We start from the raw sequence: 12,287 nt of genomic DNA, 5'->3' as shown, positions 1-12,287 counted from the left end.
CATAAAGGCTTATTTCGATAGATATGTAACTGGAAACAAAGGGGAAGAAGCACATAATAAATTTGATGATTGGATTGATCTGGTTCAGATATCTAAAATACCAGAAATAAAAAGATTAGAAAAAACTTTTGAAAACTGGTATTCAGAAGTTGTAGCATCATTCTATTATGAAAAAACTAATGCATTAGCAGAAGGAATAAACAATCGAATAAAAGTGATAAAACGACAATCTTATGGGATCAGAGAATTTGAAAATCTAAGGAATTTGCTTATGTTAAGAATTTTTTAATCCCCCCACAATTGACAAAGAGCCTTATGTTATATTATAGACTTTTATTAGGTGGATATTTGTTATCTCTACTAACCTCAATAGAGTAAAAAATTTACCTTTCTAATCCAATATTTCAAAAGCTTTTATTGAATTTATAACTAATTAAAGGTATAATAATTATAATAATAATAAAACTTTTACTGGAGGGTAATATATGGCCACACTCAAAGAAATAGCTGAAAAAGTAGGTGTATCTCCCGCAACTATATCAAGAGTCTTAAATGAAGATAAAAATATAAGCGTTAAGGATCAAACAAGAGCTAAGATCTTTCAGACTGCTAAAGAATTAGGTTACAAAACTATTGCAGAGAGATATTTAAATAAAAAAATACAACGAAAATATAAAATAGGTGTGGTTTTTAGTCATAGTGAGAAAGTCGAATTAGAAGACTCCTACTATCGTTCGATTAAATTTGGGATTGAGAATCAGTGTAAAAAAAGAGGCTTTAATATAGTAAAATTCTACTACCCTGATATAGATACTACAACCACTAACAATTTATCCAAAGTAGATGGAATTCTTGCCGTAGGATGGTTTAGTACAGCGAAGATTAAAAACTTAAATTCAATTTCTGATAATATTATATTTGTAGACTCTTGTCCTGATGAAGAAAAATTTGATTCAGTAGTAGTAGATCTCCGTAAAATTGTAGAGAATGTAATCAACTACTTTATAAAGACGGGATATAATAGAATTGGATTTATTGGTGGACGAGATATAGCCCAGGATGGTACCATTAATATCGATTCTAGAGAGAGTACCTTTAGGGAATATGGCAATTTTAAAGGTGTTATTTCTGAAAAAGATATATACGTTGGAAATTTTACTACCATTGATGGATATAATTTAGCATCTAAGTTAATAAAAGATAAAAATATTCCTGAAGCTTTATTTATCGCAAACGATTCTATGGCATTAGGTGCTCTGAAGGCTTTTAATGAAAATGCTATCAATATTCCAAATGACCTATCTATTATCAGTGTAAATGATATACCAAATGCTAAGTTTACTTTCCCTTCCCTTTCAACGGTCAGAATTCATTCTGAGTTTATGGGAATTGAAGCTGTAGAACTCATGTTCCAAAAATTAGAGATGAATAGAGATATTCCTTTAAAAATACTAGTCCCAACTAAATTAATTTTAAGAGATAGTTCTAAATAAGCAGCGTGACGTTGCATCCAGATAAGCACAATCTAGATTTTGGTGATGCCCTTGGTATCTATAATCTTCTAAACCATAAAAGAACCAGACTCTGAATTTTTCAAAGTCTGGTTCTTTGTTATTTATACTTTATACTTTTTATTTAATTCTACTTCATCTATTTCATCTTTAGAGAATGGTACAAATATCATATTATATTTAAATTCTTTTGCATCTAGTCTATAAGCAGGAAGTTGTTCCTGTCCACAACTATTGCTTCCTAAACCATTTTGAGCATAGTCTAAGTTGAGAGTTATAAAATCCCTTTTTTTCAACTTATTCGAATGAGTAGCATTTTCTAAATCTTCCATTGTATAAAAATGTGCTGAAAAATCTATACTCCTATCTGACTTAACAAAAAATCCATCACCCTTATGAGTTGTAAAAGTTACCCATTTTGTATCTGTTCTGTTCCCATTTTCTTGTGGATATATATAGTTAGTAAATAATTCATCTACACTTTTTCTATATATCCCAAATTGATTGGCAAGTTTAGAATCACAGTATGATTCTCCCTCTCCCCTTCCATACCAAGATACATTTTCATAATTTTTATTAATACTTAATTGTAATCCTAACTTAGGTATCATTGTAGGAAATTCATTTTTAGGTACTCCTTCAAGACCTATCTCTAAAATACCTGTATTATATATTCTATATCTATAACTAATATCGTAGCCATATTCGAATACCGGAGGTGCTACCCTAGCCTCCACAATCAATTCTATATATTCATCTGTAATTTCTATCTCTATATACCTTACAGATTCCTGCATCTGTTTGAAGTAATTTTTTGTCCAAATTTCCTTAATATACATATCATTATCAATAGGGGCTCTCCACATATTGAAAAATGGTGCTTTTTCTATGACTTCTCTACCTTTTAGTTTATAGCTTAGAAGTTTCCCTCTAACTTTACAAAACTTGACTTCAAAATTTTCACCTTTAACTAAAAGATTGTGCTCTTTCTCAAAAATTTCAAATCTGATGTCTTTATTGGTTTTTCCTGAATACTCACCTTCTAATCTAAAAGGCAATAGTAATTGCTCCCTTGCTAATTCATGGCCAGCTATAGCCCAAGAACAAGTTTTTTTAGTCACTACAGAAAAATTAAGATAATAATCTGTATTAACCAAATTTATATCCATATCTATTATTGGAATTCTTACTACCCCCTCCATTCCTGGATAGATTCCATCTATATCTGCTACTCCACTCTCTAAAAGAGTTTTTCCAGCTACTACTTCCCACTTTAATTCTAAGTGATCTAGCGATATAAAATCATACATATTTTTTACTTTTATCTCTCCTAATTCTAAGTTTTTTTCACTTATTTTTACAGGTTCTATAATTTTTTTATATTCAATTAACCCTGGAGAAGGTTTTTGATCAGGAAAAACAAGACCATCTATACAAAAATTGGAATTATTTGGATAATCTCCATAATCGCCTCCATATAGATAGTAGATATCTCCATTTTCATCTGTTGCTTCTATCCCATGATCTATCCACTCCCAGATAAATCCACCTTGAATTGATTTATATTTATAAAATATATCTTGATATTCTTTCAAACCCCCAGGACCATTTCCCATGGCATGAGCATATTCACAGATAACTCTAGGTTTGGAATGTGGATTTTTCCCATATTCTTCCATATTCTCTACTCTAGAATACATTGTAGAAATTATATCTACCACTTCTCCCTCCCTGTCTTCCTCATAATGAATTAGTCTGGTATCATCTAATTCCTTACATCTTGCTACCATAGCTCTCATGTTTTCACCAAATCCTGATTCATTCCCCATAGACCAAAATATAATAGAAGCATGATTTTTTTCCCTATGAAATGCCCTTTCAATCCTTTCAACATACGCATCTTTCCAAGTCGGATCGCAAGTTAATCTCGATAGATCTTTTACCCACATAAATCCATGGGATTCCAAATCTGTTTCGGCCATTACATATAGACCTAATTCATCACATAGATCGTAAAAATATGGATCATTTGGATAGTGAGCAGTCCTAACAGCATTTATATTATGATGTTTCATAAGGAGAAGATCTTTTTTTATTCTCTCTCTAGATACTGTCCTACCAGTTTTAGGATCATGATCGTGTCTATTTACACCTTTTAGCATAAAATATTTACCATTCAAATAAAAATTTCCATCTTTTAATTCAATTTTTCTAAATCCAACTTTCTGTGATACAACCTGTTCCTTATCTCCTACTTTTAGAGTTATAAGTAAGCTATATAGATTAGGAGTTTCCGCTGTCCACTTTGATGGATTTTTTATGTCTATAATATTTTTTAATGATTCTTTTTTATCTAAAGTCATAGTTTTTTGATCTTTTGTTACAACCTTATTTTTTACATCTAATAGTGTGTATTCGATCTCTACCTCTATAGCTTCCATTAAATTATTTAGTTCTAAATTTATTTCTAATTTTGCATCTTTATATTCTAAATCTAAATGAGTTTTAACAAAAATATCATGAATAGAAACTTTATCTCTAGATACGATAAAAATATCTCTAAATATTCCTGATAGCCACCACATATCCTGATCCTCTATATAAGAGGAATCTGACCACTGTAAAACTTTAATTGCTATTTTATTAACACCTTCTCTAATATAGTCTGTAACATCAAATTCAGCAGTCAGTCTACTTCCTTTGCTCATACCTACTTCTTTTCCGTTTATATAAAGGTAAAAAATAGAGTCCACTCCATCAAATCTAATAATATTTTGTTTTTTCACTTCATCTTTATTAAGGTAAAATTCCCTTATATATATCCCTGTTGGATTTTCACTGGGAACATGAGGAGCATTTACAGTAAAAGGATAGCCTTCATCTGTATATTGCATCTGACCATAACCCTTTAATTGCCAACAACTAGGGACATCTATATCGTCTAGTTTGTCACTATCAAATTCCTCTGTATAAAAATTTGAAGGCACAAATTTTGGATTTTCATAATATGAAAATTTCCATATACCATTTAATAATTTAAATCCCTCTGATTTCCCACGCATAAATGTAAGAGCGCTCTCTTTATTTCCATATGTATAAAAATTAGCTCTAGCCTCCATCCTATTTTTATGCAAAAGATTTTGATTTTCCCAATCTAACATATTCTCCCTCCACTAGTAAAAAATTTAGTAAACATTTTATATAATTATATTTTACGTTTACTTTATTGTCAAGGAATATATTTAAAACACCTGTTTAAAAATTTATTTCCGTTTTCAAAAAAAATAATTTTAAACTATAAAGTTATAATTATTAAGTACTTTTAAACTTTAAAGCAATAAATGTTATAATTTAATTGACAATAACCTCAATAAGAACTATAATCGAAATATAGGTAAAAATATACTAATATTTTTACTAAAATAAAAAGGGGGAAAGAAATGAAAAAAATTATATTTATGTTAGTAGCATGCTTAGCTTTAATAAGTTGCGGACAAAAAGAACAAGGTATAACTCTTAGATTTGCAACATGGGATTCTGGAGATGCATTAAAAATTCAACAGGACATTGCAGAAGAATTCATGAAGGATAACCCAGATATTAAAGTACAAGTAGAGGCTTATGGGTCAGGATTTGATCAAAAATTAGTCGCTTCTTTTGGGGCTAAAAATGCTCCTGATGTTATGTATATGTGGGATTTTCCAACTTATTCATCTCAGTTAGAAAATTTAGACAGTTATATTAAAGATAGTACAAACGTCGATTTAGATGATTATTATGGTGGACTCTTAAACTATGTTAAAGTAGATAACAATACATATGGAATTCCTTCTGGATTTACTACCCATGTTGTATTTTATAACAAAGATATGTTTGATTCTGCTGGAGTAAAATATCCTAGTAAAAATTGGACATGGAATGAATTAGTAGAAAAAGCTGCTAAACTCTCAAATCCTGATGACAGAGTGTATGGTATTGGATTATTAAGTAAACCTGACCCTTATGATTTTGAGCAGTTCTTATGGAGTAATGGTACCTCTTATATTAGCCCAGATGGGAAGACTCTTGAAGGTTACTTAAATAGTAATGAATCTATAGAAATTTTTAGAAGTATGAGAAAATTAGTTGATAATAAATCTGGTATCTTAGTTGGTGGAAAACAACAACAAAGTGGAAGTGATATTTTTAAAGCTTCTAAGATTGCCATGTTTGAAAATGGTATTTGGCCATTAAATGGTTATAAGAAAGCTGGCATTAATGTAGGAGTAGCTATCCTTCCATCTTTCAATAAAAAAACTCCTAAATCTGTTATGTCAGTTTCTGCAATCTCAATGTGGAAAGGATCTAAACATAAAAAGGAAGCTTGGAAATTTATAGAATTTTATAATAGTGAAAAAGCTGCAAAGTTAAGAGTCGCTGATCTACCAGTAAGAAAATCTTTAGTTAAATCATTTGGTATAGAAGAAAATAAAGAATTAAAACCATTCTATGAAATGCTAACTTTAGCAGACAGTACTCCATCTTTCTTATTAAATTCAAATTGGAAAGAAATTCAAAGAAATCTATCTCCAGCTATTGAAGAAGCTATGCTAGGATTAAGAGATCCTCAAGTGATAATGGATGAAGTCGTAGAAAAATCTAAAAGATTATTAAAATAATAGGAGTGTTTTATGGATATTATTCTTGATATAAAGAAAAAAAAAAGAAAAAAGCCCAGTGTCTTTAGTAAAATGAAAAAAGATACTCTTATACCTTATTTGTTTATCATGCCTTGGATTTTAGGGTTCTTATTTTTCACTCTAGGACCATTGCTGTTTTCGTTAGTAATTAGTTTTTTCGACTGGCCTATAATAGGAAACCCAACTTTCGTTGGGTTAGCAAACTATAAAGAGATGTTTTTTGAAGACCCACAATTTTGGAAATCTTTAGGGATCACAGCTAAATTTGCAGGAATATTTGTTCCTTTAAATATAAGTGTAGCTTTGATTCTCGCTCTTCTTTTAAACAATAACGTTAAAGGTGCTGGAATTTTTAAGACATTATTTTATATGCCATCTGTAATCTCAGGCGTAGCCCTAGCTATGATTTGGGGATGGGTGTATAGTGATGAATACGGTATATTAAATTATTTTTTATCTACTATAGGGATTCAAGGACCCAATTGGTTAGGAGATCCCAATTGGGCCACTTTTGCCATGGTATTTGCCAGTGTCTGGGGTCAAGGAACTATGATGTTAATCTTTTTAGCTGGTTTAAAAAACATACCAAAAGAACTCTATGAAGCAGCTGATATAGATGGCGCTAATGTCTTTTATAAATTTATGTATATTACCTTACCTATGCTAAGTCCTACAATACTATTTAATGTTATCACAAGTATTATCGGTGCTTTTCAACAATTATCTCTTGCACTGTTACTCACTGGCGGTGGACCTGTTGGCTCTACTTATTTCTATGCAATGTATGTTTATGATAATGCATTTAAATATTTTAAAATGGGATATTCTGCTGCCAATGCTTGGTTTATGTTTTTAATTATTTTATCGTTAACGCTACTTGTTTTTAAATCTTCTTCTATGTGGGTTTTTTATGAAAGTGAAGCAACTATTAAAAAGAAAAAGGGGTAATTATGTTTAAAAAAAACTTAAAAAAAACTTGTGTTTATATAATATTAATATTCTTTTCTCTTTTGTTTTTAGCCCCATTCTTTTGGCTTTTAACAACTTCAGTAAAAGGACCCGAAGAGGTATTCTTATTTCCACCAAAATGGATTCCTACTACTTGGCATTTTGAAAATTTTATGAAGGCTTGGAATTTACAACCATTTAATTTATTTTTAAAAAATTCATTAATCGTTGTTGTATTATCTACTATAGGACAAGTATTTTCTTCTTCATTAGTAGCTTTTGGATTTGCAAGGTTTGAATTTAGAGGAAGAAACTTTTTATTCATGATAGTTTTAGCTACAATGATGATTCCTTGGGACGTTACAATGATCCCTCTATATATGCAATTTAATTTTTTAGGATGGATTAATACTTTAAAACCATTAATTGTCCCTTCATATTTTGGATCAGCTTTCTTTATATTTTTACTAAGACAATTTTTAATGGGTATTCCCAAAGATTTAGATGAAGCCGCCAAAATAGATGGAGCAAACGCATTCCAAATATACTGGAAAATTTATTTACCGCTTATGAAGCCTGCATTAGTTTTAATATCTGTTTTTAATATCTTAGGCACTTGGAATGATTACCTAGGTCCGCTAATTTTTTTAAATGACCAAAGAAAATATACACTATCTTTAGGCCTTTCACAATTTAAAGGAATGAATGGAGTAGATACTACATCTATGATGGCTATTACTACTCTCATATGTTTGCCACCTTTAATCATGTTTTTCATAGCTCAAAAACATATAATTGATGGTGTTAGTAGCACCGGATTAAAAGGATAACAAGGAGGTTAAAGATGTTTGATATATCAAAAATATCTTTTAGTAGATATAATTCCTATCTGGCTATTACAAATTGGATTGGCAAAGGAGAATTAGGAGATGGAATCTATATTAGAAGTGTCAAAGATGGTGATTTAGATTTAGGAAATTTATTTTTAGTAGAATTAATAGATGAAGAAGTAATTAGTTTTACTTCTTCTCCTGAATTATTAACAATATATGGGAAAAATGGAAGTGTTCAAATAAATTTTCCAAGAGGAAATGAAATAAGAATAAAAGGCCAGGGGGTTGGTATAAAACTAACTCTTAACTCTAAAACTTATGATAACGCGATCCCTTCTAATCACGGAAAATGGGAGATTAATAGTTACTCAAAAGAAATTAAGATTATGGCTGTTCCTATAGAAGGTGTATTAGAAGTAAATGCTCCTTGGGAAAAAGATAGGTGTAAAAAAGTTGAAATTATAACACAAAAACATTTTTCTTTAGCATTAGATTTTTACAAAAGTGTTTGGATAGAACCTACAAGATTAAACTTTAATGATGAAACACATAAAATAAAGATGGAATTTGATTCTTGGAAATCTAAAGGTTTAAAAAACAAAGGTTTAAAAAATGAATTAGCTAAATATTGCCTTTGGTCTAGTATTGTTTCTGAAGATGGTATTTTAAAAAGAAAAGCTTCTTATATGTCTATGAATTGGATGACAAATATTTGGAGTTGGGATAACTGTTTTGCTGCTATGTCTCTTTTAGATCTAGATCCAAAATTAGCAATTGATCAAATCTTAATTTTCGGAGATTTACAAGACGAAAATGGAGCATTTCCTGATTTTGCTAATAATATGTACTCGTCTTTTTCATGTTCAAAACCACCCATTCATGGTTGGGCGTTAAAATGGATGTATGAAAGAAACGAAAAAGATCTAAATCCATATTTAGATGAAATTTATAATATCTTGGTAAAATGGACTAACTACTGGTTAAAGCATAAGACAATCGATGAGATCCCATACTACACCCATGGAAATGATTCTGGTTGGGATAACTCTACTCTTTTTATAGACGGTGCTCCTTTGGCAGGTCCTGATCTATTAACTTTTTTAATATTACAATGTGATACATTGAGTTTCTTCGGAAAAAAATTAAATAAGCCTGAAGATGAAATAGATCAATGGGTAGAAAAGTCCAATAATTTATTAAATTTATTACTTAATAAGTTCTATAAGAACAAAAAATTTATAGGTTATAGATATAATGGAGATAATTTTATACCTGTTGAAAAGGGTGATAGTCTTGTTGTCTATATGCCTATACTCTTAGGTAAAAAATTACCTTCTAAAATTAGAGATAAAATAATTGAAGAATTGAAAGATAAAAATAGATTTTTAACTAAATTTGGCCTCTCAACAGAATCTAAAGAAAGTAAATACTATAAAGGTGATGGCTACTGGCGTGGTCCCATCTGGGCTCCTACAACAATGCTGTTCATAGATGGTATCTTACGCTCTGGTGATACGAAATTTGCAAATGATTTGGCAAAGAGATATTGTAATCTTATAGACCAATTTGGTCTAAATGAAAATCATAATTCGATTACTGGAGAAGGACAAAGAGATGATGGTTTTAACTGGACTTCTAGTGTTTACCTTATTTTAAATAACTATTATTAACTTTACTTTATTAATAAAGAAAAGATGACCTCAGTAAAATAATTTACTCATGAGTCGTCTTTTTTTATTAGATATCCTCTTTCTATAAAAATTATTTGATTTATTTATAGCAATACTAAGATAAATACATCTATATATAGTATACTCTAATATTAAGTTTGATATTTCTAAAAATAAATTCCAACAGGAGGAAAGATAATGGAAAAAAACAAAAAACATATAATAGCAGACCTTACCCTTGTTATTGTAGCTATCATATGGGGTTCTGGATTTACCGCTTCTAAAATGGCGCTCGATAGTGGACTAGGACCATTTTATATGATGGCGTTTAGATTCTTGATAGCAGCTCTTATTATGGGAATTGTTTTCTATAAGAAAATAAAAACAATTGAAAAAAAAGACATTATAGCAGGTTCTATTGTTGGATTTTTCCTTTTCTTTGCTTTTGCTACCCAAACAGTAGGACTACAGTTTACCACAGCTTCTAAAAATGCATTTTTAACAGGTACTAATGTCGTTATGGTTCCATTTATCTTTTGGGCTATTACAAAAATAAAACCCGATATATGGTCTCTATCTGCAGCTGTAATGTGTTTTTTAGGGATAGGATTTCTTTCTTTTGACGGAAACTTTTCCCTTGGACTTGGAGATACTTTATCCCTCATATGTGCCGTTGGTTTTGCTTGTCATATCAGTATGACTGGATATTATAGTAAACAAGTCGATACTACTCTCCTTACACTTATACAGATGGCTGTGGCTGCTATTCTATCCTTTGTATTTGGTTTCTTCTTTGAAACTCTTCCTACAGAGATTGGAACTACTGGTATTTTATCTGTAGTTTATCTTGGGATTTTTAGTACTATGATTGCATTCTTTTTGCAGACTACAGCACAAAAACATACTACGGCTTCTAGAACTGCCATTATTTTATCTACAGAAGCACTCTTTGGAACACTTTTTTCTATAATACTTTTAGGAGAAATCCTAACATTTAAGATGATTGTAGGAGGAGTTGCTATCTTTATGGCCATTATCACTGCTGAAACTAAATGGGAATTTTTGAAAAAAAAGAAACGTGATATTGCCTCTAGTTAAATTTTATAATGATAAATCAAAAAGTAAAAAAGCTAACTATGAAAAATTTCATAGTTAGCTTTTTTTTAATTTTCTATATTTTCTTCTTCCTGGTCAATTACAGGTGGAACATGATTTGCATACTCTTCTAAAGCTTCATCTAAATACTCAGACAATTCTTCTCTACCTTTATGAGATACTGCAGAATAGAATAATACATCACTGTTTTTAAATTCTATCTTCTTTCTGATATCTTTTAATTGCTTAAATTTTTCGTTGTTAGACATCTTATCTACCTTGGTAAATATAATCTTGTATGGTACGTCATAGTAATCTAACCATTCTAACATCTCTAGATCTTCTCTACTTGGTACCCTTCTGATATCTAGTAATACAAATACTAATTTACTTCTTTTAGAAGCTAAATATCTTTCCATAGTATTTCCCCAAGCTTGCTTTACAGCCTTCGGAACTTTGGCAAATCCATATCCTGGAAGGTCTACTAAATAAGTATCATTATTTATAATAAAGTAGTTTATTAATTGAGTTCTCCCTGGTGTTTTTGATGTTCTAGCTATTTTTTTTCTTTTTGTTAAACTATTTATAAGAGATGACTTCCCTACATTTGATCTACCCACAAAGGCAAATTCTATGCTATTTATTGGTTCTGGATAATCAGCTTCAAATACTGCAGATTTAACAAAATCCGAGTTTTTTATTTCCATTTTTTATTCTCCTCTTTTTTACATCAGTTATAACTGAACTTTCACATTATAATAAATTTATATAATTTTTTTTGACACAGAGATACACTGAGGAGAAAGAAAGTCACACAGAGAAAAACTCTGTGAATCTCTTTTTTTACTCTGTGGGTCTCTGTGTTCTATTTTTTAATTATTGTCTATAAATTTATTACTTAATATAAGTTACTGTATTTTCTTTTCTTACATGGGGCTTTGGACTTCCTTCTAATGATGAATAACCTAAAGTTACAGCATATTGAACTTCATATCCTTCAGGAACTCCCATTTCTTCATTTCTTTTGTCTTTTTCTTCACCTTTAAAATACTCAACTACCAATCCTATCCAGCAAGTCGAAACTCCTAATGATTCAGCAGCCAAGAGCATATTTTGTGTCGCAGCACCTAAGTCTGCCTTCATAGAATAAGCACCCTCTTTTTTACCTGATACAACTATTACTGTAGGTGCATCATATAGGATATGAAAACTTTCATTTCTTGCCATCCTTCTAAATAGTGGTGTCTCACAATCTTTCAAGGCTTCTTTTGTTCCTACACTTATTTGATCTATTACATTTTTATTTTGTAATACAGTAAAATGCCATGGTTGAGCATTATGACCACTAGGAGCATAAAGTCCCGCTTCAATAATCGCTTCAATTTTTTCTTTTTCTATCTGTATTTCCTTATATTTTCTAATAGATCTACGTTTTTTTATATTTTCTAATACTGTGTTCATATTTCTCCTTTTATTTTACAAATGCTATTTTTTTGACATCATCATAAGTTTTCGCAAAATGAATAGTCATATCTTTTTTTACTTCTTTAG

The 12,287-nt window shown here is 30.2% G+C and carries 10 protein-coding genes; 7 read left to right on the top strand and 3 right to left on the bottom strand.

The annotated features are described in order from the left end of the window. Both WBG30_RS10280 and ebgR read left to right on the top strand, forming a co-directional pair. A partial coding sequence (locus WBG30_RS10280) for a transposase (protein ID WP_424504564.1) occupies nucleotides 1-289 on the top strand: 289 nt, incomplete at its 5' end. 196 nt (nucleotides 290-485) lie between these two features. Continuing rightward, on the top strand, nucleotides 486-1,493 hold the full coding sequence (ebgR, locus tag WBG30_RS10275) for a transcriptional regulator EbgR (protein WP_424504563.1): 1,008 nt from the start codon (nucleotides 486-488) through the stop codon (nucleotides 1,491-1,493). A 122-nt stretch (nucleotides 1,494-1,615) separates the two neighbouring features. Here the strand turns inward: ebgR and ebgA are convergent, their stop codons facing one another. Beyond that, entirely contained in the window at nucleotides 1,616-4,672 is a 3,057-nt protein-coding gene (gene ebgA / locus WBG30_RS10270; RefSeq protein ID WP_424504562.1) for a beta-galactosidase subunit alpha, read from the bottom strand. 279 nt (nucleotides 4,673-4,951) lie between these two features. On the opposite strand from ebgA, the gene WBG30_RS10265 reads away from it, so the two are divergent. The 5 genes from WBG30_RS10265 to WBG30_RS10245 all read left to right on the top strand — a co-directional run bounded on the left by WBG30_RS10265 (nucleotide 4,952) and on the right by WBG30_RS10245 (nucleotide 10,739). Then, entirely contained in the window at nucleotides 4,952-6,169 is a 1,218-nt protein-coding gene (locus WBG30_RS10265; protein ID WP_424504561.1) for an ABC transporter substrate-binding protein, read from the top strand. 12 nt (nucleotides 6,170-6,181) lie between these two features. Then, on the top strand, nucleotides 6,182-7,138 hold the full coding sequence (locus WBG30_RS10260) for a carbohydrate ABC transporter permease (RefSeq protein ID WP_424504560.1): 957 nt from the start codon (nucleotides 6,182-6,184) through the stop codon (nucleotides 7,136-7,138). A gap of 2 nt (nucleotides 7,139-7,140) precedes the next feature. Beyond that, the gene (locus WBG30_RS10255; protein WP_424504559.1) at nucleotides 7,141-7,968 is read left to right on the top strand and encodes a carbohydrate ABC transporter permease; all 828 of its coding nucleotides are present in this window, start codon (nucleotides 7,141-7,143) and stop codon (nucleotides 7,966-7,968) included. A 14-nt stretch (nucleotides 7,969-7,982) separates the two neighbouring features. After that, nucleotides 7,983-9,641 (top strand): amylo-alpha-1,6-glucosidase, encoded by a 1,659-nt coding sequence (locus WBG30_RS10250; protein ID WP_424504558.1) that lies wholly within the window; start codon nucleotides 7,983-7,985, stop codon nucleotides 9,639-9,641. A 198-nt stretch (nucleotides 9,642-9,839) separates the two neighbouring features. Then, the gene (locus WBG30_RS10245; protein ID WP_424504557.1) at nucleotides 9,840-10,739 is read left to right on the top strand and encodes a DMT family transporter; all 900 of its coding nucleotides are present in this window, start codon (nucleotides 9,840-9,842) and stop codon (nucleotides 10,737-10,739) included. 65 nt (nucleotides 10,740-10,804) lie between these two features. Here the strand turns inward: WBG30_RS10245 and yihA are convergent, their stop codons facing one another. Both yihA and WBG30_RS10235 read right to left on the bottom strand, forming a co-directional pair. After that, complete coding sequence (gene yihA / locus WBG30_RS10240; RefSeq protein WP_424504556.1) at nucleotides 10,805-11,443, bottom strand: ribosome biogenesis GTP-binding protein YihA/YsxC; 639 nt, start codon at nucleotides 11,441-11,443, stop codon at nucleotides 10,805-10,807. A gap of 187 nt (nucleotides 11,444-11,630) precedes the next feature. Continuing rightward, complete coding sequence (locus WBG30_RS10235; protein WP_424504555.1) at nucleotides 11,631-12,197, bottom strand: nitroreductase family protein; 567 nt, start codon at nucleotides 12,195-12,197, stop codon at nucleotides 11,631-11,633. Nucleotides 12,198-12,287: the final 90 nt, after the last annotated feature.

The sequence above is a fragment of the Psychrilyobacter sp. genome, assembly GCF_049671765.1.
In the GTDB taxonomy this organism is placed as follows: Bacteria; Fusobacteriota; Fusobacteriia; order Fusobacteriales; family Fusobacteriaceae; genus Psychrilyobacter.
Note: the sequence above shows the minus strand (reverse complement) of the source record. Positions and strands in the feature narration are given on the sequence as shown.